Consider the following 22435-nt stretch of genomic DNA (forward strand, 5'->3'; position numbering starts at 1 on the left):
GCCGTAAGCGCACCCCCGTAGAGCGTGACTTGGCGCCAGGCTCTTGTTTTACGATCGCGTCCACCATCTTCATAGTGGACGCGATCTTCATGCCGCCATCTCAACTCGGCAAGAGGGTGGTCGTCGGACTATTACCACTTGCCGCTTCACCACCAGCCATCAGCTGCAAGTAGTCCACGATGATCAGTCCCAGCTTTCCTCCGCACTCGCGCGCTTTGCGGCGAGCTCGCGCACGCAGCTCATTGGCTGACAAAGCGCCTGTCTCATCGATGAACATCTGGGCTTTGATGAGCCGTTCAGTCGTCTCGCTCAGACGGGACCATTCGTCATCGCTCAGCGTGCCTGCCCGCAGATTCGACTGGTCTATCCGAGCAGAAGACCCGATCATGCGAAGCGCGAGCTGACCACCCCCCATCTCCATCGAAAACACGGCCACGGGCAACCCGAGGTTGACTGCGACGTGTTCACCAATGTTGAGCGCCAAGGCGGTCTTCCCCATGGAAGGGCGCGCAGCCAAGACGATGAGGTCCCCGTCCTGCAAACCTGACGTTTGTTTGTCGAGGTCGGCAAGACCAGTGCTGAGCCCCGTCAACGCCACGCCCCCCTTGTCCGCGTTGGCCATGATTCCATCAATGGCCTCAGCGATCAGGCTGTCCAGAGGGCTCCAGATCTTGGCATGCCGAGACCCTTGCTCAGCAATCTTCAGAGCCTTCGATTCGAACTCATCGAGGATCTGAGTGACAGAGCGACCATCTGGCTGCAGGGCACTTGCGATCGCTTCATCGCTGACAGCAATCATCTTGCGCAGCACCGATCGCTCTCTCACGATCTCCGCGTAGCGCCGTATGTTCGCAGCACTGGGCACACTCTGGGCCAATGAGTTGAGATAGCCTAGCCCTCCGCACTCGTCCCCTGTTCCAGACGACTTCAAGCGCTCGTACACGGTGATCACATCGGCAGGCTTCGTCGCATTGATCAACTCTGCCAACGCCCCGTAGATCAGCCGGTGCTCATGTCGGTAGAAGTCGTGCTCCAGCAGCAAATCGGCGGCATGGTCCCAAGCGGTGTTGTCGAGCAGCAAACCACCAAGCACACTCTGTTCAGCCTCGATCGAATGAGGCGGCACACGCAGAGCACTCAACTGTGCATCGTCTTGTTCTATGTGTCTCTGGGGCACAGCTTTCATGTCTGACCTCGTTTACTGAGGTCCTATTTTGGTATTACTAAATAAATTCGTCAAGCACATTGATGAGTTGCTGCAGTGAAGCATCCTTGGGGGCGCCGAACTTATCCACAGAAACTGTGGATAAGCGCTGCGATCACATCGAACTCCCCGCAGGAAGCGCCACCCAGAACTCGGCATGCTCCACAAATGAGCAACAGGCCGATCACTTCGCAGCTTGAGCCAACGGGCTCACGAGCTCCACATCTTTCGCGCCGCTGGCGTCCACCAGTGTGCGAGAGGTAAACGAGGCGACGCGTACCAGAACATCACGCACGACCTCTTCCATAGGCGTGCCTTTGATAGTGGACATGCCGCCCAATGCGCCAATGCCGGCAAAGCCTGCTGCGCCCCAGCTCGTGCTCGACGTTTCGTTATTGCCAGTGAACGTCCGGGCCTGCAAAACCTTTGCGCGATTGACGTCGATCACTTTGATGTCGAGCCCGAGATCCGCCGTCTTCGTCGTCGTCGAGATCGCCCCAAGGATCGGGATATAGCCGCCAGCGAACTGCTTCTTCTCTGTCACCATGTTGATGGACGTGATGGCCCCGCTGATCATGAAGTCAGCCTGCTGAACCTCCACCTTCTTGCCGACAAGTGCAAGCTCCTTGTTGAGCTCATCCAGTGCCTCGCGCTCCTGGATCTCAAAGCACCCCGTTTCCTTGAGAACAGTCGTCAGCATGGCCGACATGCCCTCGCCTACGCCAGGAAAACTCACCGAAGAATTGCCGGAGGCCAAGGCCGCCAGCGCCATAAGGCCGCCGGCGCCGGAGTCCTTGCCTGTAGCCTGACACGAGGCCGACTTGCAGGCCAGTTGTCCCACCATCACGGAGGCGATGGGCTTGGAGCACCGCGGCAAATCGTAGTCTTTCTCTGCTGTTTCGGTCTTGTCAGCACTGGCGGCGCCAGCAGCAAACATCAAGGCCAAAGCCCAAAGTGTGCTTGTCTTCATCTTCAATCCCCAAGTTGGTTCATTTGAACTTCACGCCATCGACGTTGGCCTGCAGACGCAGCGTGGTCTGAGTGACCACCCCCGTCAACCATTCGCTTGCAGTGGCCACGAAAGGCATGCCGTGCTCGCGAGGGCCAAAGTCTTTGATGGGAAGGTTCCATCGCTTCGCAACGACGGAATCCAGCGTTCCCAGCTCGTCCACGACGCCAATTTCCTTCGCTGTCGGACCAGGCCACACCCCACCATTTCCGTAGTCTATGCCGGGCTTGAGCTTGCTCCCGCGCTTCGCACGCATCTCTTCGTTGAAGCGCTTTCCCATGCCCACCACGAGCTCCCGCGCCTCGGCATCGGCCTTGTCCGACATCGGGATATAGGGATTGAGCATGCTCTTGAGCTCACCCGACGCGTACACGCGGCGGCTGACGTCGTACTTGGCCAGGACCTGGTGCACGTCCCAGCCCTCCATCACGGCACCGATCGAACCGACGATGCTGTAGCGTCCGGCGTAGATGGTGTCCGCATGCATGGCCACCAGATAGGCGGCAGAGGTGCCCAGCGTGTTGATAACCGCGACGAAGGGCTTGGGATTATTCTTGCGCAGATCGGCAACTACATCATTTATTCGCTCGGACTCGATGGGCGCTCCGCCAGGGCTATCGATGCTCAACACCACAGCCTTGACGTTCTCCGATTCGAATGCACGCCGCAGAGCGGGAAGCACTCGATCAGCGGAGGCCGGAGCCCCTGCCTCGATTGGCCCATCAAGATGCACCACGCCCACGACCGGACCAGACGAGAAGCTCCAACCTAAAAAAGGGTTGGGCATGAACAACAAGGCCGGTGCCGTCACCATGAGCACGTACAGGGATGTGCGAATGATGCTTGCTCGCCGCTCACTCTTGCGGTCGGCAAGCAGCGCCTGCACGAGGCCTGGAACAGCGTCTTGGTCATTTGCATGGATCTGCGTTTCGCTTGTTGGCTTTCGCCACATGCGGTTCAAGAAAGACATGAGAGGTTCTCCGTTGTTGCTCAGCCATGAGCTGGCTGTGTGCTGTGGAGCTCTTCTGTCACCACCTTTTTCTTCGGATCCTGGATGGTCGCCAACGCACCGTCCACCTTCAAAGCTCATGCTGTCACCGCCACTCGCAGAGCCTCGACAACATCGTCCTCGATCTCTTCCTTGGAGTTCAGCAACGCCATCACCTGTTCGTCCAGCGTTCCAGCGATGATCGGGATCATGACAAAGACATCGCTGGTGTTCCCGCTGCGATATGCGCGATCCTCCGACTGCCGCTTTAGCGCATTGGTCCACGGCAGGCTCATGAGGAACACGTAGTTGGCACGTGTCAGCGTTAGGCCGACGCCAGCGGCCTTTGATGTGCCGATGAGCACCTGGACGTCACGGTCGTTCTGCAGCGCATCCACGGCCTTCATGCGCTGCTTGGGGCTGTGTGCACCAATGATCGAAACCGCCTTGATCCCGACATCCGCCAGGGCCTTCACCAACATGTCCACCGTCTCGGTGAACTCAACGAAGATCAAGGCCTTCTGGTCGTATGGCAGGGCCTGGATGGACTCGACGATAAAGTCGACCTTGAGATGCTCAAGGTGCTCCCGAAGCTTCATCAGCTTGGGCATCGTTTGCATCGTGGCGTCCTTGAGGATCCTCTCGTAGGAGGCCAACCCTCCAGCCAGGTTCACATACCGGACTTGCTCGATCTTCTTGCCAAGATCGGTCAGCACGTCCTTGCCACGTCGAAGCATCCAGTCGCGGATCTGGTCGGCCAGTTCACCGCGATTTGCAGAGCTGCCTGCGTACCGTTTGCGGAACTCCTTCAAGCCGAGCTCGCCGAGCGGGTGCCCAGACAAGCGCAAAAGGGTATGCATCTCGACTTCACGGTTGAGGATGGGCGTGCCCGTCAGCAGAAAGCGCCTCTTGATCCGCTCGGCAAGCAGGAAGGCATTGCGTGTGCGCCCGGCCTGGTACTCCTTGAGGTTGTGTGCCTCGTCCACCAGCATGCATGCCAGAGGCAGGTCCGTGGCCTTCACAAGGCCCGCCAGGCGCTCATAGTTCGCGACAATCCACCGTGCCTTGGCGCACTCCTCCAAGGAGTGTTCACCGATGAAGGCAACCTGCTCATCTGGGAATACCGCGTTGATCTCGCGCTGCCAGTTGATGCACAAGCTGGCAGGGCACACCACCAACACAATCTCATCTCCGGCAACAAGCCTGGCTGCAACGGCCGCTTGCCGAGACTTGCCGAGCCCCATGTCGTCACCCAGCAGCGCAGCTGACCGCTCAGCCAGGAAACGAACCCCCTCAACTTGGTAACTACGCAGGCTGCACTTCTTTGCCAAGTAGCGCAGTGCAACATCGTCCACCTGTAGCTTTGCCATGGGCGTACCGATGGCCGACAAGAAGCCATTGCCGACCAGTTCGCCGGGCTCCCGCGCCCCGCCTCCACCAAAGGGAGGTGGGGCTCCTGGGACAGTGATTGGAACCTCTGACTTTGACCTGGCGACCAACTGCTCCAGTCGCATGTGGTGCTCGTGGACGAATACAAATTCTTCGCGAATGCCAGCCACTCTCTCAAGGACCTGCAGGATCTCCTGCTTCGTTCTGGCGACCTCCCATGCGTTCGCATACTTGTGAAACTTCCCCCCCAGCTCCCGCATGGCCTGAGCTGCCAGAGCATCAAACTCGAAGGTGCACGCAAAACGCCCGTCCTCCAGGGGGATCAACTGGGCGTCCAAAAGCTCAGTGAAGAAGTCTGGCTGCTTGTTCAGCCAAGCCACTGCGCCCTTGTCACGCAGATCGTCGAGCGAGAAGCTCAGGTCGACAGGCGCGTTCTCTCGCACCTGCTCCATGGCCTCCCTGGCCTGGGCGACTGGGACCACCCACATCCGCCGAAAGCGGCTCCAGGCAAAGCCCGCTTTCTTCATGACGGTGTTCACGCCCTCGGCATACTGGAGGTTGAAGCCCAGGCGCAGGCCATCGCACACCGCTCTGACCACCAACGATGGCCTGAACGGCGTGACCGGCGTGAAGGGTGGTGCGGCCGAGCCAGGCTCAGCCGCAACCTGTAGATCGCTCATGTGCAGCGATCAATCGTGGGCCACGGTCGGAAACCGAACCTCGATGTCGACACGACGCAGCTGCGCGGTAGCTGCGTCCAGCTTCTCCGGAGCGACCCAGCACTTGTCACAGGCCTGTGCTCGAATCTTGTCCGGCTTGATGCCCAGCCGCTTCAGCTGAACGGCCACAGAGTCCGCACGCGCCTGCGCAAGACGAGCATTCATTGCCGGCTGCCCCGTTGGATCAGCGCGACCGATCAATCTGATGCTGGCGGCATCGCGCAATCGAGGGACGAGGGCTCGTAGCTCGGCCAAGCCATCAAGCCCGAGTTGCGATCTCGCGTAAGCGAAATGCACCGATGCCTCAATGAGTTCCGGCTGCACCAGCACCTGCTTCGCGGCTTCCCGAACCTCGGGTGTTCCTGCCACAGCCAATGTCGATCCGCTCATTTTTCCTGATGGAGCACCAGACGCTGCCCCAGCCTCGGCCACTGCCTCGACACGCGCCACATGGCGCGTGAAGGGCTCAGCCAGCAGCCGCGCGGGCTGAGGTCGAGCAATAGGAAGTTCCTGATGCAAACCGGGCTCAACGAAGTAGCTGTACCGCGGCGAGCTGAAGCTACCGTCATGAGAGGAGGCACAGCCAGCAACCACGGCAGCCGCTGCCACAGCCATAGGAACCGCGAAGGGCTTCAAACCGCTGCGCCCCAGGCCAAGCGAGCACTGCTGGCTCAAGGAAGGCAAGGCATAGCAAACCTGACCTTGCCATAGCCAGCTTCGGACGTTGCCTGTGGCCAGCAGCCCCAGCAACGCCCGCACCACTCGCCGCAGATGCACCGCATCTTCCAACTCACCACCTTGAGGATGACGAGCTCGGAGGTAGGACACGGATTGCTGCAGGACCTCGGCCGCACCGACCAGTGGGCCATGACGGCGAAGGCAGCTCAAGATGGCATGGATGTAGGCAGCATCACGCTCCATGCTCCAGCGCTTGATGGTGTTCATGTCGATACTCGATGAAGGTGAAGATCGGCCACCGCCTGACGGCGGTGGCACCACGCTCAGGCCGCCTGCTGATCAGAGGTCGAGGCTTCACGCTTCTGTCGAAACTCGATGCGGTCGATGCGATAGGGCACCAGGCCCACAGCCGCAGCGTTGATCTGCACTTGGTAATGGTTCTGTCCGTCCTTCTGCCAAGTCTGGATCGTTTGCGTGCCGATGATGATCAAACGGCAACCTGCCTTGAAATGACGAGCGATTTCTTCGCCCAGTTTTTCGTTCCACACCGAGACCTGCACCGGCTCGGACTTTTGCTCGTCCTGCACCAGTTGATCGTTGTCATCCCGCTTGTACACATCGGCCATGACCCGAAACTCGGTAACTGTGGTGTCCTCACCGCGAACCTTGACGATCCGACGTTCGGGATTGGTCAGCATGTTGCCAATAACGGTAGATTCGATACCCATTTTCTGCTCCAGTTTGTTTTCCTCATTGGAGCCTTGTCAAGAACACATCTGGGTCAGCCTCATTGAGCCGCCTCTTTTGAATTAACCACTACAGAATCAGATTCTTATTGCCCAATTTTCTTACTCAGAAACTTGCTGCCACCAGGATGCTCACCGCCAACCAAAACCTTTCGTTCGAGCTCGACAACATCGATCGCCTTACTCTCCAGCTTCAGCCAATCCTCAAGCACAAGAGGCTCGAATCCCCCAGCCTCTCTAACCTTTTTCTGCAAATCCACATAAGCCTGCACCAGAACTGGCTCATATTGAGCAAGCAGGGAATCTATGTAATCGAAATGGGAAGCAGGAAAGCCTGAATACCCAACAATCACCCACCCTGAAATCAACCCAGAAATCAGCCCGACGACTGCACCAGAAAGAAACGTATCAAGCACCTTCAAGTAAAGCAAGGCCCCTCCGACAATTGCCCCACCGAAGACAAAGCCAATCATGGCGGCAACCATTCTCGGTGATGGCAGACCTCTTTTGAGGTTGCCAACCGCAACCTCCAATTCGAATAGCTGCCCACGTTTCATTGCCAGCGTATCGCCCCCCATTTTGCGGCAAGCCTTCACGCCACTGGCATATCCCTCATCGCTCATCCACTTCTCTCTAATCATTGGACCACCATATTAGTTGATTTCGATAACGGTCAATTCAAAGCAGATCCAAAGCCTGCTCCAACCTCTTTGCCGTCTTTATTTCATACCTAACAGATTGCTCCCGGGCATTTAGAACTGCGGCACGGATGTTCGCCTCACGATACCACTGCGCAGATGCCGGCGCCAGGTACGCAAGCAGCGGCACGATTTTCTCCCATCGCGAATGTGCGCCACCAGTCATGCGCCAGCGCAAACTTTTGGCCCCACGCTTGGTGATGCTGTAGATGTCGAGCGACCACGGCGACTCATCCGAAATCAAGTCCTTGCTCTCTTGCCGCAGCAACTCCATCTCACTGTGCACATCCACGAGCCTCTTTTCCGCAGACGACAACCACTGGCGCACGGCATGCGCCTTACCCTTTAAGGGCCCTTTATAAGAATCCATTGTTTGACAAGTTTGCTGTTGCATTTGTTGATGACTTTGAACTTCATGCTGATTAGGAGATAGCTGCCGCAGGTCATGCCGCCCATCACTGCTGCCGCAGGTCCCTTTCATCCCACACGGCCCTTTCAGCCCACACTGCCGCACTTCAAAAGTGCTGGCCCGGCCCGGGCCACCCCTCTCTGGCATCACATCTGTCCGAATTTCTTTGGATGTGACCACATTCCAGGTGTCTGCAAAGCTGGCCCGGCCCGGGCCAGCCTGTGCGACAGGCGCATGAGCCAGCCCATCCACGGCTGCGGCAGGAACGGTGCTTTCAGCTTCAACCCGGGTGGCCCGGCCCGGGTCACCCGCGACCGAGCACCGTGCTCGGCCATAGACACACAACAAACTGAGGCCTGCTAAGCCAGAGGACGCCTGAATGGCCGTGGCAATCAAATTACTTTTGGCATTCATCGCGTTCAAACAAACAAATTGGTCGAAACTGGTCCAGACAATTAGAGCAGCGTGCTTTCCTCTGCGACAGGCATATCACCATTGAGTGGCACCTCATCCAGCAGGCGCAACTCTTGAGGCGAAAGCTGAATGCGACGACGAGAATGGCGAGGCACAATCTGACCCTTGAATACTTCGCGCGGAACCTCACCCAGCAGCTTGACGACGGCGGCAACCCGTTTCTTGCCATCATCCTGCGCGGTAGGCAGAAAATCAGAACGAGACAATTCGACCAACTGAGGGCGCATGAGAATGCGATGGAAGTTCACCACCTCTTCAAAGATGGAACGGCATTGCTTCGTGAGCTCGTAGATCTTGCTGCGCCCCTCGCTGTCGCCAATGATGGATTTCGCAGCCATTGTCTTGACCATTCGCACGTAGTAATCAAAGCGATTGATCAGCATGATGACGGAATAACCATAGGGTGACCGGAAGCCCAACTCCACACGATATGGCTTCGGATTCTTCAGCACATGGAAATTGAGCCCCTGCGACTCATACCTCTCCAAATCCCGCTGCATATTTTTGATGCGCTTATCAATTTCTCGACGCACCTCATCCATTCTTTCATCCGAAAGAATCAAAGCGTAGTCGGCGTATGGATTGTCTTTCGAAGACAAGTGCCAAATGGCACGCAAGGCGCTTGCTACGCGACGACCGCCAGTCATTGCATAGCCATTTTCACCAGGCTTGGTTTCACGGCCAAGAAACAACCGGGCGGCATGCATGGTGTGAATATCAACAGAATCACTTTCATCATTGGCAACAGCCAATTTACCCATGTCACGCAACCCCAGAGCCTCGCGATCGGTTACTTCCGTATTCGCACCTTCGCGGCTTTTGTGAGCCACACGCATTTTCGACAACGCAGCTTCACGGTTTTCAAGCTCAACGAGACGCGGGTACCGCGGATCTGTGGGATCAACCTGATCTGAATCGATCAAGTCTTTCAGAAACTCACGCTCGCCGACGATGTCATATCCATCCGGAAACGGCGAACCTGCCGCAATCGGAGACTGAATATCAACGGTTTGATTATTTTCGCTCATGGTGTTTCCCTCTCAAATAAACGGTTGTGTTTGCTACTCAGCCGACTGCACTGCTGTGTTAACCAAAGCCTTGTCGAAAGGCCCTTCGACCAATTCGAACGCCCGGTCATTGCCCTCGGCCAGGGCCACCTGACACCCTGCTAACGCTGGGCGGGATTGGGTGATCCAGGAAGGGTGGCCCGGCCCGGGCCACCCCTCACGGCGCAAGGCGTGCTCGGTCATACGCTGCGCCCCGGACCTGACGGAGACCGCGTGCGGCGGACTCGTTCAAGATGCTCGCGGATGAGATCGCGTGCTTTGAGCGAGGCTTCCGTTGCAACGGGCTGGGGCGTCTCGCCTGAGGCGAACGTCAAGGCTTCAGGCGTGGTGTCGAGACTCGCCCTGTGATCCATGCGAGCTGCGATGTCGGCTGCTGCCTTGCGTCGCCGCTGAATTTCAGGAGCACCTTCAGCGATGAAGGTGCCTTGCGCGACCAACCCCACCAGATGCCGAACGAGGCCCACAGGATTCCTGACCACGCTCTTTGCGTGCGTCCACGCCACCTCATCAAGGACGTCCTGCGCACGAGCAGCAACATGGCTCAGGTGCCACCAAACTCCTGGACGCTGCTCCTCATTGAGGAAGTCAGGCCACACAAGATGGTCCGGACTGGCGCCAACAGCAGGGGCTTGGCTGGGCGGGATTGGGGGATTCTGGGGGGGTGGCCCGGCCCGGGCCACCCCTTCCAGACCGAATTCCAATCCTCGACCTTCATCGACCACCCCCACCACTGGCGGTAAGCCATCTTGTTGTAGTGGGTCTTGTAATCCCCCTCTCTCCATATAAAGGCGGGATTGGGCGATCTGTGCAGGAGGCTTTGGGCAGGCCTTAGAGGCGGGATTGGGATGGGTGGGATTGGGAGATTCTGATGTCGGGAATCCCGCTGTACAGAATCTCCCAATCCCGCCTACTGTAGGATCCACGGGCTTTTCGGCAACGCTGGCAGATCTCGGAGGCACCCCAGACGCCTTGTCAGCTGGGCGTCGAGACATGGGTTGCGCCTTGACGAACTGCCCCTGTGCATTCTTGTTGAGAGCCCGAACCAGGGCGGCCTGGTCAACCAGCAGGTTCACTCGTCGAGGGAAGTTGCTCTGACGCTCAACCAAGACGCCCAGCGTCCGAAGGTGGCGCCTCGCGGTTTCCCACTCGTCACGCGACATGCACAACTCCCGCAGCCAGTCGCTACGGCTGCGGACCATCCAACGCCCCGCCTGGCGCTGATCGTGGATCAGGCGCGACAGGAGAAGGGCGTCGTTGATGTGGGGGGTCAACTCTGCAAGGACGCGGTGGTACGACACCGCGTTGCCCAGCAGCTGCTTGATGACGATGTCATCGGTTCGAAACAGATCCAGGGAGACGAAGTCATCCTGCAACTGGATTTGAATGAGCTCACTTGTGCGTGAGGCGAACACATTCAAATTCAGTCGATATTCCGTACGGCGCGGCATACCAGAGGTGCGCTCTTCAATGAGACCGCGTGAGATCAGTGCCTTGCGAGCACGCTGCTGCACTTTCCAGCTCATCCCTGTTTCGCGTGCCCACTGCTCAGCAGTTTTATGAATCCAGCCTTGTTGTTCAGCAACGCCGATACCTCGGCGAGTCCAATACACGAGCTGCGACAGCAAGACGCCCGCAGCAGGGCTTCCCGCAATTGCAAGAACGTGGCGGTGGACTGCGATGGGGCGACTGCGCAGCAAGTGCTGCGACAAGGCGGCGCTTGGATTGTTGGGAGCTTGGAACTGGCTCATGAGCTCTGGATGACCTGGTAGCCGGTCAATGCATCCCCTTGGCCTGACGCAACTTCTCTGCATGAGCGAGAAGCAACTGCGACAGTCGTTTGAGATCCACGCGATAGTGATTCACACGACGAAACGCGCTGGTGCCTGGTTCAGTTGCTTCACGCTTGACTTCGAGCAGCCCCAGTTGTTCAAGGCAGTCGCGTGCTGTCTGAAGCTCATCACGAGACAGGCCGATGTCGGCGTGCCACTCGTCATTGCCTTTCGCAAACCAACCTTCTGCATCGGCGACGCCAGGCTCATCGGTCACCTGGATTGCCCAAGAGAGCATCAAAGCCGCTGTCACCCGTCCTGTCAGCGGAATGAATGCTCGCTGCACCACGATGGGCAGATCGAGCATGAAGAGCGCGAACTCAGGGTTCGCATTCAGCTCTCTTGCGAGCTGATCATCAGGGCTGTGCATTTCAATGCTCCTCTCGGGCAAGGACGATTCGCTTCCAGAAGAAGAAGTACCCGGACGTGGTTGGGTAACTCACGATCTGGCCCTCGGCCTTTTTGGCGGGGACCACTGTGGCTCGCAAGGCGGGCTGCACACCCACCAATTCCCATCCCTCCGCACCCATCGCCTGCATGTGGTCCTGGTACTGGCTGGCCTGCACGAAGTCGGCAGTGAGGGGATTCGTGGGCATCGGAGGGCCCTTGAAGAAGAGCATTCCTTCCCTGACCGCCTCATAGGCCAGAGGGAAGTAGCTTGTTGAATACTCAAACCGTTGGCGCTGCATCACCAAGACCTCCTCATCGTGTGTGGCTGACAAGCTCATCGCTCATCAACAGGCTGGCTTGCTCTTGCTCCTTGCGAAGCGCTGCGAAACAAGCCGGATTGAGCCAAAGCACTTCGGTTCTGGCGCCGCCGCTGTCGGCAACGGCATCGCGCTCGAGCTGATGCCAATCGGAAAAGAGCTCTTCATACAGATCGCATGCATAGCCCGACAAGACGACGAGGCCTTGCAGGCCATGGAGAACCTGAGCGAGTTCGCGATGTTGGTCATCGCTCATCTCATGTCGGTAGCCATGGCGGCCGTTCTCGTAGCGTGTGCTTCGTACATACGGCGGATCCACGTAGTGCAACGTGGTCGGCGTGTCGTAGTCCTGCATGACCCCTGTGGCTTCTCTGCTCTCAATCGTCACGGCGGTCAGTCGCTCTGTCAGCGCTGGCACGCTGTCAGGCCAGCCCGCCCACTCGGAGCTGGGCAAGGTGGCGTTGGCGCGTTTTGCGCGAAAACCTGGACGATCGTTGCGCGTCGCGGCATCAGCACCGATACCCATGTACGACTGGATGATCGTCTTGTGCGCGGCGTCCAGGGGGTCGATCGGATCCTCGTAGCTCCACTCGAACTCAGCACGAGCGAAAGGCGTGAGCATCAGCCGACGGCGCAGTTCCTGCGCGGTGGCGGGGTTCCGCACCACGCGAAAGACGTTCACGATGCGATGATCCAAATCGTTGTAGACCTCGGCGCGGCATCGCGGCTTTGCCAGCAGGACAGAAGCCGCCCCACCGTATGGTTCAACATAGGTGTCGTGTGCCGGAAAGTGGCTGATGATCCATGGCGCCATGCGGTACTTCCCTCCGTGGTAACGCAACATCGGGCGTGGACGCCCTCCCGGCTGCCGACGAACGGGTAAGGCCAGCACCGTCATGGCTGGGTGCTCCCGACCCGACCATCACCGCTCGCGGTGCCGGCACCAGGGGCCTGACGCACCTTGAAGGAGGCGATCACGGCCTCCAATTGCGCGATCGTCAGGGTGGGATAGGCCTCGTGCAGCGCACGAAAGTGCTCACGGCCCCGGTACGGCCATGAGTCGTTACCGCGGAGCCGGTGCCAAGCCGTTGTGATTTCAAGCCTGGTGTCGTCGTCAGGCAGCGCGCGGCGACCGATCTGTGAAGTCACGCCAAGCATCAGCTGCATGCGCTTGACATCGGACGGCCGCTTGGTGAACAGGTCCATGATCAAGTTGAGGCTTGCGCCATGCCGCACGAAGTATTCGTACAAGCGCTCGTCCGCGCGCATGTGTTCGTAGCGATTCATGTCCGCCACCAACTTGGTCGGGTTGATGCTGATCTGGATGCTCGTGTCGCGAGAGTGCTGAGCCAGCCGCACCAGATCGGCCGTGGTCAGGTTGCGCAGCCGATCAATCGAAGCCGCATCGAAACCCGCCATCTGGTATTCCTGGATGCAGTCAGGATCGAGTTGATCGAACTGTTGCAGCATGTGCGCGAGCACGATCAGCCTGATGGTCGGGTCGAGGACATTGACAGAAGACACGTGAAACTCCCTGGAAAGTGATTGATTGAATTTGTGGTGGTGGTTGCTAGAAGGCTGTTGGTTTGAAGCGCCGATAGAGGCTGTTCACCAGCACATGCAGCAACAACAAGATGACGCTCAGCCCAGCATCGGTGATGAGCGCTTGGATGGCTTGACCCTGCCCCAGAGCGAGCGACATTCCTGAGCCCAACATGAAGACACCGCATACAAACACTGGCAAGACTGGTGAGCGAATTACGTTCACCAACGTGGACGCCACAAGGACCAAACTCGCGACCACGTCCACCAGGTGACTCATCTCAATGAGCAGCGGATCTTTTTCTCCCGGGAGCATGGGAACTACCCACCGAGCCAGCGCCATGAGAATGAATGCATAGCTCATGCACCGGACCTCGATGAATTGCTCTCCCGTCGCAGGGTTGTAGAAGGATGGTTTGAAGAACTCGCCGAGCTTCATGACACAGCCCCCTCGAAGCCAGAGGGGTAGCGTTCGCTGACCGCACGCATCAGGACGACAACCTGCAGCAGCTGCGTCATTGCGTCAGTTCCCGGCTTCGTTGCCAAGAGCAGGACGTCATCGATGGCGGAATCGCCGATCAGGCTGCCACTAAGTGACGCGAGAGAGAAATCGTCATTGACGAGTGATTGGTAGAAGCGCGATGTCGGCGGCAGTTGCCGGGCTAGCTCAGGCGCAAGCTGCCCTGAGAGTTTCTGCAATGTCCAGAACACTGCACCTGCCTGAGCCCGAACCAGTAGATCAGCAGCACCCTGCTGGACACTGGGCGACGAGAGCGAGCCCGGCTCTGGATACTCCATGAAGAAGCCGAACGGCATCGAATCGCAGGGCACAAAGCACTCAGCGATACCGACTCTCTCAACCAGGTAGCGCAATTCATGAGTCAAGAGCCCCCGCACGTCCTGACCATCGTGAGGAGCCAGGGTGGGATGCCTCACCATGGCTTGGGCGGCCTGCTCGAGCTGCTGCGTAGACGCCTCGTCAGCGGCTTCATGCCGCGTTTCCGGTGCGCCACCTGCGGCGGAAACGATGCTCAAAGATGCCGGAGATTGTGGTGATGCCGGGCGCAGACTCCGAAGCGCCTCCTGCGGCACTACGGCACCGCGATCTTCGTCATCGGCTGGTGCACCTGCACTGCCAGCTTGAGGTGCATTTGAAGTTCCCGACGAGTTGCCACTACCTCCCTGTCGAGCAACTGCTGGGGGCGGTACAGGCGGTGATGGCGGGGCCTTCAGGTCCGCAAGAGTGACATTGCCATCCATTGCAGACATGAGCTGCAGCATGCGCTTGATGCTTGCTGCGCTCTCGCCGACCCGCTCTGCCAAGGCCACCTCGACCGCGTCACAGATTCGATCGACATCGTAGGTCCGAGCATCTCGGAGAAAGTCTTCACTCACTTGGGCAAGCGTGCGCGACACCACGCTCGACCAGAAATCCTCTGGATCCAACTCGAACTTGCCCGCCAGCCGGCATAGTGAGTTCAGCCTTGGTTGATACTTGGAGAGGACCTGTTGTCCGGTCAGCTCAATCAATGCTTTGTCGAGGGCGCCTAGACGCTTGCGCGTGAAAAGCCATCGGCCAATGAGCGCTCGTTTGGCATGGATGCCCTCAGCGGGCAGCAATTCTTCCAGCTTGCGCTCGCTTAGCGGACCATGCTCTTTCTCGAGGTCGTCGATGATCTCGCCTGCAGCCCTCGCCACTTCCCAGAACTTCAGATCGGAGCGCGCAAGGTTCTCGGATAGCGCGCTGGCCATGACACGGCGATCACCGGGCCACTTCTTGAAAATGAAGTGGCTGTACTCGAACCGCGGATCGTTTTCGTCTCGGAAAATGTCCTGCGCAATGCCCAGGCGAGAGTTCCCGCCCCCGGCCAAGAAGTAGGGCTGTCCAGGGCCCCTGCGAGTGACTTGCAGGGCCACGTCCATGCCGTTGGCCTTCATAGATGTACGAATTTCCTCGTACGACTCGTTCACATACTGACGCGGCTGATAAGGGTTGAACCCAACGTCGGCGTTTTTCAGTCGGATCGTGGCGCCGTCGATGTCCGGATCGTTCAGGTCGACCGTCGATGCCTGAGGGTTTCTGGCGGTCACAGACGCATTGGCCATCGCCTGGCGAATGTCGTTTTCACCAGCCGGCGTGACGGAAGACAGGTTTGGCACGCGTCTTCCCCCGCCAAGGACATGGCCAAGTGTTGTAGCGACACCACCACTCGGCACAGGAAGAGGGGGCAGCGACTTGGGCACTGTCATTGAGCACCCCCTGCTGAGGCGAGCTGCTCGCCACCAGCCTCATCAGCAATCTCACCTCCTGCTGGGTCTTGTGGAGGAGCAAACACCTGATCCGGATCGCCCTTGACTCCCCCTGCAAACCAGCCATAGAGCTCGGGAAACAGTTCCCAGGCCAAACGATGCATGACCTCGAATGCCGACAAGATGCGCTGCCCGCTGACGCGGTTGTGCATGTGTACGGGCACTTGCAACGTCGCAGCCTCGTTGTAGGCCACGGCATCTGGCACGACGGTCGAGAGAAAGCGAACCTCGTCGCTTTCTTTGAACTCGCTCCGCACCGCATTCAACAGCGCCTTGGCGTTGCGCGTGTACCTGTCTTTGGAAATCAGAACATGCAGAGGCGCCAGCAACGCAGTGGGCTCTGTGTCCGAGTGCTCCAGGGCCTTGAGCACCTGCAAAGTGCCTGTGGCGAACTCTCGGATGGACTGGCTGTCAGGAGGTAACGGAGAAATCAGCGTGTGCGCGGCAAAAGCCGCCGCTGTCTGAACCGGGCCAATGGCGCCCTGGGTGTCGATGAGCACGAAGTCGTAGTTGTCATCGATGAGGGGGGCGGCAAGCGCACCCTTCAGACGGGTGCGTTGGTCTGCACGGTTGTAGAGCCAGTGCTGCAGTTGGGCCTTGCCATCGTTGGACTTGATGAGGTGCAGGCGGGGGAGCGAGGTGCGGGAGATGCATTCCTGGTCGATCCACCCTTGGGCGAAGACTTCCACAATCCCCTTCGGGGCCTCGTACTCGAGGGGATAGTGCTTGGACAGTGCGGGCTGGATGTCTGCATCGCACAACAGCACCCGGGCGCCCATGTCGGCGAGTACCGCGCCAAGGTTGGCCAGGTTGGTTGTCTTCCCCACTCCGCCCTTGCTGCTGAGGGCTGTCACTCGTCTTGCCATTTCGATCCTCCGGTTTTGCGAACCGAGAGGGAAATGACAAAAGCCCCGCGTCTCAACCGTTGTGAACGGTTAGGACGCGGGGCTAGGAATTGTTGGTGGGCCCTGTAGGATTCGAACCTACGACCAACGGATTAAGAGTCCGCTGCTCTACCAACTGAGCTAAGAGCCCGTTTGCATCGTTTTTATCGCCCGCTTGCTGCGCAAGCCAGCGATCAACGAAGACTTAGATTATAGACAATTTTTTGAGCCACTGTCCAGCGCTGTGAATGTTTTTCAACACTTCCTTCACGCTGCCGGGCTTGATGAGCCCGAAAGGCTTTTTGCGATCGGCTCTCGCCTTTCGCTTTTTTAGCTTTTGGTGGGTCGGGCGAGACTCGAACTCGCGACCAACGGATTAAAAGTCCGCTGCTCTACCGACTGAGCTACCGACCCCCAGCAAAGCCTGCGATTGTAGCCCAGGTTTTCACTGCAAGTCCAGCCGGGCCGCGAACTCAACGCTGCGGCGTTGCGATCACGACTCGCTCGATCAGCAGTGCAGCGGCCACCATGCCAAAGGTGGCTGTCACGGTGACGCTGGAGCCATAGCCTGCACAGTTCAGCGAGCCATCCACGGCCCCGGCCGCATCGACGTCGCCGAGCTCGCAGCGGTCTTGTGGGGGGCGCACAGCTTCACGCGAGAACACGCACGTCACGCCCATGCGCCCCTTGCGCGCCGCGCCGTGCCTCTGTCTCAGGCGCTGACGAAGGCTGGCCAGCAAGGGGTCATGCGTGACATCGGCCAGATCGGCCACCTCCACCTGGTGCGGCTGCACCTTGCCGCCCGCAGCCCCCACGCAGACCATGGCGCAGCGGTGAGCCAGCGCCCAGGCTGCGATGGCGGCCTTGGCGCGCACCTGATCGCAGCAGTCGATGACGCCGTCGAGCCGGTCGGCCTGCAGCAACTGAGAAACGTTGTCCTCGTCGATGAACTCCTCGACCGCGTGCACCACGCAATCTGGGTGGATCTGGGCAATGCGGTCGCGCAGGGCGTGCACCTTGGCCTGCCCCAGCGTGTCCTCCAAGGCGTGCACCTGGCGGTTGATGTTGGACTCGGCCACTTGGTCGAGGTCGATCAAGGTGAGCTCGGCCACGCCGCTGCGCGCCAGGGCCTCGGCCGTCCACGAGCCCACGCCACCGACGCCCACGACCGCGATGCGCGCACCGCGCAAGCGCTCGTAGCCTGTCGGGCCGTGCAAGCGACGCAGGCCGCCAAAGCGTCGATCCGGGTCAGGGCGACTGGCCTGGGCAAGCAGCTCTGCCTGGGTTTTGTTGCTCATGCGTCACCCAGGGCCGTTCTCGGCCGTTGCGGCATGGCGACGTCCTGCACGCCGGCAACCTGACTCCACGGCACGCTCATTTGCCCTTGCGCGCCGGAGCCTTGGCGGGCGCGAGCAGCAGCAGGCGATCGCGTGCGGCCTGCGCGGCCTCGGTCTGCGGATGCTGACGAACCAGTTGCTCGAGCGTGCGACGGGCCGCCTCGTTGTCCTTGAGCTCGGACTGGCAGTTGGCGATGGAGAGCATGGCCTCGGGGGCACGCAGGTGATCCGGGGCGCGCTCCACCAAAGCACGGAAAGCCTTGATGGCTTCCTTGTGGTCACGCAGGCCGTAGTGGGCATTGCCCAGCCAATACTGGGCCGACTCGGCGTACCCGGTCTGGGGGTAGCGCTTGAGGAATGCATTCAGGGCTGCGGCACCACCCGCAAAGTCGGCGGCACGCAAGCGCGCGATGGCGTCATCGAAGGCGCGTTTTTCGTCGGCGTCGGCCAGGAAGGTTTTGCCATCGACGGTCATCGATTGAGGCTCGAGCTTGCGCACGCGCTCGTCGAAAGCGGACTGAGCGTCTTTCTGCTTGCGTTGCAACTCGGAGGCGTCGCGCTGCAGCACCTCGACGCTGCCTCGCTGGCTGGCCACTTCGCCACGCAGCAGCTCGATCTGGGCATTCATGTCAAGCAAGCTGCGGCGCAATTGCTCCACTTGGGCGGACAAGGCCTGCAAGCGGGCGTCAGCAGACTCCGCATCCTGCTTGCGCTGCTGGCGCATTTCCAGGATGGCACGGCGAGCTTCGTCGTCATCGAAGATGCCCGCGTGCGACGTCAGGGGCGCGATCAAGGCAGCCAGGCACACAGCCTGGCACAGGGCCAGGCCGCGCCAGCGCCCCATGCGGATGGTGAGGGGCGCGAAGTTCATCAGCGGTCCTTGATTTCAGCGCGGCGGTTCTGGGCCCACGCCTCTTCGGTGCCACCTTGGGCGGCAGGACGCTCTTCGCCGAAGCTCACGGCCTCGATCTGGTCGGCCGAAACGCCCAGCAGGGTCAGGGACTTCTGCACGGCTTCGGCGCGCTTTTGGCCCAGGGCCAGGTTGTACTCGCGGCCACCGCGCTCGTCGGTGTGGCCTTCGACGATGATCTTCTTGGCCTTGTTGGCGTTCAGGCGCTTGGCGTGACCGGCGATGCCGTCGCGGAACTCGTCCTTGACGATGAAGCTGTCGAAGTCGAAGTAGACGACCCTGGGCAGGTTGCCGAAAGCAGCGTCGTTGGCAGTCGGGTCGACCACCACCGGGGTGATGTTGCTGGCGGCGGTGCCACGGCCATCGTTGAGGCCCTTGCTGGCGTCTTCGATGGGTGCTGCCTTGCCAGCGTTTTCGTCGAGCTTGACGTTGGAGCCGCAGGCGCCGAGCAAGGCTGCAGCGGCGAGAGCGGTGCCCAGCAGGGCGAAGCGAGACAGGAAGGGGCGAGCGGTGTGTTGCATGGGTTTCTCCTGGAAAGACGAGGTCAGCGTCGTTGGGTGAGGTAAGGCCCCCAGACCGGCTCGCGCACATCGGCGACCTGGGTGGTCAGCTTGGCCTTGATGCGGCCATCGAGCGTTCTGGTCATGAGGACTTCCCGGCCTTGCAGCCGGGTGGCGTAAATCAGTTGCCTGCTGTTGGGCGCGAAGCCGGGGCTTTCGTCGTCGCGGGTCTCGGTGATGGCCTTGACCTGGCCACTGGAGAGGTCCATCACGTGGACCTTGTAGCCGCGCTCGACCTGGCCCACGTAGGCCAGCCAGCGCCCATCAGGGCTGATGGCCGGGCTGATGTTGTACGCCCCCGAGAAGGTGACGCGCTGAGCGCTGCCACCGGCCACCGGCACGCGGTAGATCTGGGGGCTGCCGCCGCGGTCGCTGACGAAGTAGAGCGTGGCGCCGTCAGGTGACCAGGCGGCCTCGGTGTCGATGGCGCTGCTTTGTGTCAGGCGCCGGGTGCCGCCCCCGTCAATGTCGAGGATGTGGATCTGCGAGCCGCCATCGCGGCTGAGCGTGACGGCGAGCTGGCGGCCATCGGGCGACCAGGCCGGCGCGCTGTTGCTGCCTTTGAAGCCGGCCACCACGCGTCGGCGGCCCGAGGCCACATCGTGCACGATGACCACGGGCTTGCCTGTCTCGAACGAAACATAGGCCAGGTTGCGGCCATCGGGCGACCAGGCCGGCGAGATGATGGGTTGGCTGCTGGCCAGCGGCACCTGCGCCCCCTCGCCATCGGCGTCGGCCACGATGAGCTGATGCTGCTTGCCCACCTTGCTGACATAGGCGATGCGGGTGGCAAACGCGCCGCGGTCACCGGTGAGTTTCTCGAAGATGTCGTCGGCGATGCGGTGGGCCATCAGGCGCAGGTCACCAGGGTGCACGGCCTGCGACAGACCTCCCAGGTCCTTGCCCTTGAGGGCGTCCCAGAGCCGGTAACGCACGTCCCAGCGACCATCGGCCAACTGGGCCACGGAGCCAGCCACCAGGGCATCGACACCACGCCCCTTCCAGTCCGACAGGACTGGCTTGCTGGCGTCGTCAAGCTGGGTGGACCCAGCGTCTGTGGCCTTGAACAGCCCACTGCGCTCAAGGTCGGCCTGGATCACGGCAGACAAGGCGACCGGACAACGCCCCTCGTCGCGGAAGCGGGCGATGGCGATCGGGAGCTGGGTGGCGCCGACGCCGGAGATCTCGACGCGAAACTGAGCCAGGGCCGAGGCCACCGGTGCGCCGGCACCCATGGCCAGCAGGGCCGAGCCCCCGAGCAGACGCAGACAGGCCGAACGTCGTGAATCTGGCGAATCAGGCGAATCGGAAATGGTCATGGGGCGAATCAAAACAGCGGAGCGGATCCTGGGGATCACAGAGATGGAGCACCCTCGATTGTGCCGTGGCTTGGCGGTGTCTTCGCTTGGCTGGCCTGGTGACCGGATGCGTTTCGGGTCAACTTCTGTAAAGCCTGGCAGCCAAGGCAGACGTCAAAGCAGCACGATGTCGTACTGCTCAGGCGACATCGAGGGCTCGGTGCGCAAGGACACGGGCTTGCCGATGAAGTCGCTCAGGCCCGCCAGGTGGGCGCTTTCTTCGTCGAGCAGCATCTCCACCACGGCGGCGCTGGCCACAACGCGGAACTCCTTGGGGTTGAACTGCCGGGCCTCGCGCAGGATCTCGCGCAGGATGTTATAGCAGACGGTGCGCGCGGTCTTGACCTGGCCCCTGCCCTCGCAGGTCGGGCAAGGTTCGCACAGCATGTGGGCCAGCGACTCGCGGGTGCGCTTGCGCGTCATCTCGACCAGGCCCAGCGGCGAGAACCCGCTGACCGTGACCTTGGTGCGGTCGCGCCCGAGCTGCTTGCGGAACTCGGCCAGCACGTTGTCGCGGTGGTCCTCGCGCAGCATGTCGATGAAGTCGATGATGATGATGCCGCCCAGGTTGCGCAGGCGCAGCTGACGCGCGATCGCCTGCGCCGCTTCCAGGTTGGTCTTGAAAATGGTGTCGTCGAAGTTGCGCGCGCCCACGTAGCCACCGGTGTTGACGTCGACGGTGGTCAGCGCCTCGGTCTGGTCGACGATGAGGTAGCCGCCCGACTTGAGCTCGACGCGGCGGGCCAGCGCGCGCTCGATTTCCGTGTCGATGTTGTAGAGGTCGAAGATGGGTCGCTCGCCCTTGTAGTGGGCCAGTTTGTCGACCGCAGTGGGGGTGAACTCGGCGCCAAAGGCCTTGAGCGCATCGAACTGGATCATCGAGTCGATGCGGATGGTCTGCACCTGTTCGGTGACCAGGTCGCGCAGCACGCGCTGGGCCAGGTTGAGCTCCTGGTAAAGCAGCGTGCCTGGAGGCGCCTTCATGCCCTGCTCGCGCACGGTGCCCCAGGTCTTGCGCAGGTAGGCGATGTCGAGCGCGAGCTCTTCGTCGGTCGCGTCTTCGGCGTTGGTGCGCAGGATGAAGCCGCCCGAGCGAGTGCGGCCTTCGCGCACATTGGCTTCGGCGATCAGGCGCTGCATGCGCTCGCGCAGCTGTTCGCGCTGCTCGGGCGAGCCGATTTTTTGCGAAATGCCCAGGTGGTCGTCCTGCGGCAGGAAAACGAGCAGGCGACCGGCCACGCTGATCTGGGTGGACAGGCGCGCGCCCTTGGTGCCGATCGGGTCCTTGATGACCTGGACCATGAGGGTCTGGCCCTCGTGCACGCGCTTTTCGATGGGCACCTGCACCTCACCCGGGCGGGCGTGCTTGGGGCCGCCGTCCTCGCGGTGCAGGTCGGCCACGTGCAGGAAGGCCGCGCGTTCCAGGCCGATGTCGATGAAAGCCGACTGCATGCCCGGCAGCACGCGCACCACCTTGCCGGCGTAGATGTTGCCCACCAGGCCGCGCTCGAGCGTGCGCTCGACGTGCAACTCCTGCACGGCGCCGCTCTCGATGATGGCGACGCGGGTTTCCTGGGGGGTCCAGTTGATGAGGATGTCTTGGGAATGGGGCATGCG

The 22435-nt window shown here is 60.5% G+C and carries 22 protein-coding genes and 2 tRNA genes; all 24 read right to left on the minus strand.

Features of this window, described 5'->3' with window-relative positions:
• Window positions 1-100 precede the first annotated feature (100 nt).
• Complete coding sequence (locus ABG80_RS16685) at window positions 101-1186, minus strand: DnaB-like helicase C-terminal domain-containing protein (protein WP_083506211.1); 1086 nt, start codon at window positions 1184-1186, stop codon at window positions 101-103.
• 202 nt (window positions 1187-1388) lie between these two features.
• Window positions 1389-2174 carry a CsgG/HfaB family protein gene (locus ABG80_RS16690; protein WP_058088758.1) on the minus strand — a complete coding sequence of 262 codons (786 nt, stop codon included), beginning with the start codon at window positions 2172-2174 and terminating at the stop codon, window positions 1389-1391.
• Between the two features lie 19 nt (window positions 2175-2193).
• A complete protein-coding gene (locus ABG80_RS16695; RefSeq protein ID WP_160322575.1) occupies window positions 2194-3183 on the minus strand; it encodes a S49 family peptidase in 990 nt (329 codons plus the stop codon).
• A gap of 116 nt (window positions 3184-3299) precedes the next feature.
• Window positions 3300-5270, minus strand: a complete 1971-nt coding sequence (locus tag ABG80_RS16700) for a DEAD/DEAH box helicase (RefSeq protein WP_083506213.1) — start codon at window positions 5268-5270, stop codon at window positions 3300-3302.
• Window positions 5271-5279: 9 nt separating this feature from the next.
• Window positions 5280-6254 (minus strand): OmpA family protein, encoded by a 975-nt coding sequence (locus tag ABG80_RS16705; protein WP_058088759.1) that lies wholly within the window; start codon window positions 6252-6254, stop codon window positions 5280-5282.
• Between the two features lie 56 nt (window positions 6255-6310).
• Window positions 6311-6715: a single-stranded DNA-binding protein gene (locus ABG80_RS16710; protein ID WP_083506214.1), complete on the minus strand. Its 405-nt coding sequence runs from the start codon at window positions 6713-6715 to the stop codon at window positions 6311-6313.
• A 104-nt stretch (window positions 6716-6819) separates the two neighbouring features.
• Entirely contained in the window at window positions 6820-7356 is a 537-nt protein-coding gene (locus tag ABG80_RS16715; protein ID WP_133611357.1) for a hypothetical protein, read from the minus strand.
• 55 nt (window positions 7357-7411) lie between these two features.
• Complete coding sequence (locus tag ABG80_RS22080; protein WP_160322576.1) at window positions 7412-8254, minus strand: hypothetical protein; 843 nt, start codon at window positions 8252-8254, stop codon at window positions 7412-7414.
• 41 nt (window positions 8255-8295) lie between these two features.
• Window positions 8296-9342 (minus strand): PFL_4669 family integrating conjugative element protein, encoded by a 1047-nt coding sequence (locus tag ABG80_RS21625; protein ID WP_083506215.1) that lies wholly within the window; start codon window positions 9340-9342, stop codon window positions 8296-8298.
• Window positions 9343-9560: 218 nt separating this feature from the next.
• Complete coding sequence (locus ABG80_RS22085; RefSeq protein WP_152987691.1) at window positions 9561-11129, minus strand: hypothetical protein; 1569 nt, start codon at window positions 11127-11129, stop codon at window positions 9561-9563.
• Between the two features lie 25 nt (window positions 11130-11154).
• Complete coding sequence (locus ABG80_RS16745; protein WP_058088767.1) at window positions 11155-11580, minus strand: hypothetical protein; 426 nt, start codon at window positions 11578-11580, stop codon at window positions 11155-11157.
• Between the two features lies 1 nt (window position 11581).
• Window positions 11582-11806, minus strand: a complete 225-nt coding sequence (locus ABG80_RS16750; RefSeq protein WP_160322577.1) for a hypothetical protein — start codon at window positions 11804-11806, stop codon at window positions 11582-11584.
• A 106-nt stretch (window positions 11807-11912) separates the two neighbouring features.
• Window positions 11913-12815 (minus strand): DNA adenine methylase, encoded by a 903-nt coding sequence (locus ABG80_RS16755; protein WP_058088769.1) that lies wholly within the window; start codon window positions 12813-12815, stop codon window positions 11913-11915.
• The gene (locus ABG80_RS16760; RefSeq protein WP_152987693.1) at window positions 12812-13387 is read right to left on the minus strand and encodes an STY4526/YPO1902 family pathogenicity island replication protein; all 576 of its coding nucleotides are present in this window, start codon (window positions 13385-13387) and stop codon (window positions 12812-12814) included. Before ABG80_RS16760 ends, ABG80_RS16755 begins: the two co-directional genes overlap by 4 nt.
• 100 nt (window positions 13388-13487) lie before the next feature.
• A complete protein-coding gene (locus ABG80_RS16765; RefSeq protein WP_058088771.1) occupies window positions 13488-13898 on the minus strand; it encodes a hypothetical protein in 411 nt (136 codons plus the stop codon).
• Window positions 13895-15619, minus strand: coding sequence for a hypothetical protein (locus tag ABG80_RS16770; protein ID WP_133606534.1), 1725 nt, complete (start codon window positions 15617-15619; stop codon window positions 13895-13897). Before ABG80_RS16770 ends, ABG80_RS16765 begins: the two co-directional genes overlap by 4 nt.
• Window positions 15620-15705: 86 nt before the next feature.
• Window positions 15706-16635 carry a ParA family protein gene (locus ABG80_RS16775; protein WP_083506216.1) on the minus strand — a complete coding sequence of 310 codons (930 nt, stop codon included), beginning with the start codon at window positions 16633-16635 and terminating at the stop codon, window positions 15706-15708.
• Between the two features lie 93 nt (window positions 16636-16728).
• Window positions 16729-16804: transfer RNA gene (locus ABG80_RS16780), tRNA-Lys, on the minus strand.
• A 187-nt stretch (window positions 16805-16991) separates the two neighbouring features.
• Window positions 16992-17067: transfer RNA gene (locus ABG80_RS16785), tRNA-Lys, on the minus strand.
• A 59-nt stretch (window positions 17068-17126) separates the two neighbouring features.
• Window positions 17127-17951: a tRNA threonylcarbamoyladenosine dehydratase gene (locus tag ABG80_RS16790; protein ID WP_058088774.1), complete on the minus strand. Its 825-nt coding sequence runs from the start codon at window positions 17949-17951 to the stop codon at window positions 17127-17129.
• A 76-nt stretch (window positions 17952-18027) separates the two neighbouring features.
• Window positions 18028-18861, minus strand: coding sequence for a tol-pal system protein YbgF (ybgF, locus tag ABG80_RS16795; RefSeq protein WP_152987694.1), 834 nt, complete (start codon window positions 18859-18861; stop codon window positions 18028-18030).
• Window positions 18861-19421 carry a peptidoglycan-associated lipoprotein Pal gene (gene pal, locus ABG80_RS16800; RefSeq protein ID WP_058088775.1) on the minus strand — a complete coding sequence of 187 codons (561 nt, stop codon included), beginning with the start codon at window positions 19419-19421 and terminating at the stop codon, window positions 18861-18863. Before pal ends, ybgF begins: the two co-directional genes overlap by 1 nt.
• A gap of 23 nt (window positions 19422-19444) precedes the next feature.
• Entirely contained in the window at window positions 19445-20779 is a 1335-nt protein-coding gene (gene tolB / locus ABG80_RS16805; RefSeq protein WP_058088776.1) for a Tol-Pal system beta propeller repeat protein TolB, read from the minus strand.
• Window positions 20780-20932: 153 nt separating this feature from the next.
• On the minus strand, window positions 20933-22432 hold the full coding sequence (gene rng, locus ABG80_RS16810; protein WP_058088777.1) for a ribonuclease G: 1500 nt from the start codon (window positions 22430-22432) through the stop codon (window positions 20933-20935).
• Window positions 22433-22435: the final 3 nt, after the last annotated feature.

Origin of the sequence: Aquabacterium parvum, assembly GCF_001447195.1 — a bacterium.
GTDB lineage: Bacteria > Pseudomonadota > Gammaproteobacteria > Burkholderiales > Burkholderiaceae_C > Aquabacterium > Aquabacterium parvum.

Bases quoted from the DNA above. Each gene is read 5' to 3' on its own strand.
- ABG80_RS16685 (WP_083506211.1), bottom strand. From the start codon at position 1,186: ATGAAAGCTGTGCCCCAGAGACACATAGAACAAGACGATGCACAGTTG.
- ABG80_RS16690 (WP_058088758.1), bottom strand. From the start codon at position 2,174: ATGAAGACAAGCACACTTTGGGCTTTGGCCTTGATGTTTGCTGCTGGC.
- ABG80_RS16695 (WP_160322575.1), bottom strand. From the start codon at position 3,183: ATGTCTTTCTTGAACCGCATGTGGCGAAAGCCAACAAGCGAAACGCAG.
- ABG80_RS16700 (WP_083506213.1), bottom strand. From the start codon at position 5,270: ATGAGCGATCTACAGGTTGCGGCTGAGCCTGGCTCGGCCGCACCACCC.
- ABG80_RS16705 (WP_058088759.1), bottom strand. From the start codon at position 6,254: ATGAACACCATCAAGCGCTGGAGCATGGAGCGTGATGCTGCCTACATC.
- ABG80_RS16710 (WP_083506214.1), bottom strand. From the start codon at position 6,715: ATGGGTATCGAATCTACCGTTATTGGCAACATGCTGACCAATCCCGAA.
- ABG80_RS16715 (WP_133611357.1), bottom strand. From the start codon at position 7,356: ATGAGCGATGAGGGATATGCCAGTGGCGTGAAGGCTTGCCGCAAAATG.
- ABG80_RS22080 (WP_160322576.1), bottom strand. From the start codon at position 8,254: ATGAATGCCAAAAGTAATTTGATTGCCACGGCCATTCAGGCGTCCTCT.
- ABG80_RS21625 (WP_083506215.1), bottom strand. From the start codon at position 9,342: ATGAGCGAAAATAATCAAACCGTTGATATTCAGTCTCCGATTGCGGCA.
- ABG80_RS22085 (WP_152987691.1), bottom strand. From the start codon at position 11,129: ATGAGCCAGTTCCAAGCTCCCAACAATCCAAGCGCCGCCTTGTCGCAG.
- ABG80_RS16745 (WP_058088767.1), bottom strand. From the start codon at position 11,580: ATGCACAGCCCTGATGATCAGCTCGCAAGAGAGCTGAATGCGAACCCT.
- ABG80_RS16750 (WP_160322577.1), bottom strand. From the start codon at position 11,806: ATGCCCACGAATCCCCTCACTGCCGACTTCGTGCAGGCCAGCCAGTAC.
- ABG80_RS16755 (WP_058088769.1), bottom strand. From the start codon at position 12,815: ATGACGGTGCTGGCCTTACCCGTTCGTCGGCAGCCGGGAGGGCGTCCA.
- ABG80_RS16760 (WP_152987693.1), bottom strand. From the start codon at position 13,387: ATGCTGCAACAGTTCGATCAACTCGATCCTGACTGCATCCAGGAATAC.
- ABG80_RS16765 (WP_058088771.1), bottom strand. From the start codon at position 13,898: ATGAAGCTCGGCGAGTTCTTCAAACCATCCTTCTACAACCCTGCGACG.
- ABG80_RS16775 (WP_083506216.1), bottom strand. From the start codon at position 16,635: ATGGCAAGACGAGTGACAGCCCTCAGCAGCAAGGGCGGAGTGGGGAAG.
- ABG80_RS16790 (WP_058088774.1), bottom strand. From the start codon at position 17,951: ATGAGCAACAAAACCCAGGCAGAGCTGCTTGCCCAGGCCAGTCGCCCT.
- ybgF (WP_152987694.1), bottom strand. From the start codon at position 18,861: ATGAACTTCGCGCCCCTCACCATCCGCATGGGGCGCTGGCGCGGCCTG.
- pal (WP_058088775.1), bottom strand. From the start codon at position 19,421: ATGCAACACACCGCTCGCCCCTTCCTGTCTCGCTTCGCCCTGCTGGGC.
- tolB (WP_058088776.1), bottom strand. From the start codon at position 20,779: ATGACCATTTCCGATTCGCCTGATTCGCCAGATTCACGACGTTCGGCC.
- rng (WP_058088777.1), bottom strand. From the start codon at position 22,432: ATGCCCCATTCCCAAGACATCCTCATCAACTGGACCCCCCAGGAAACC.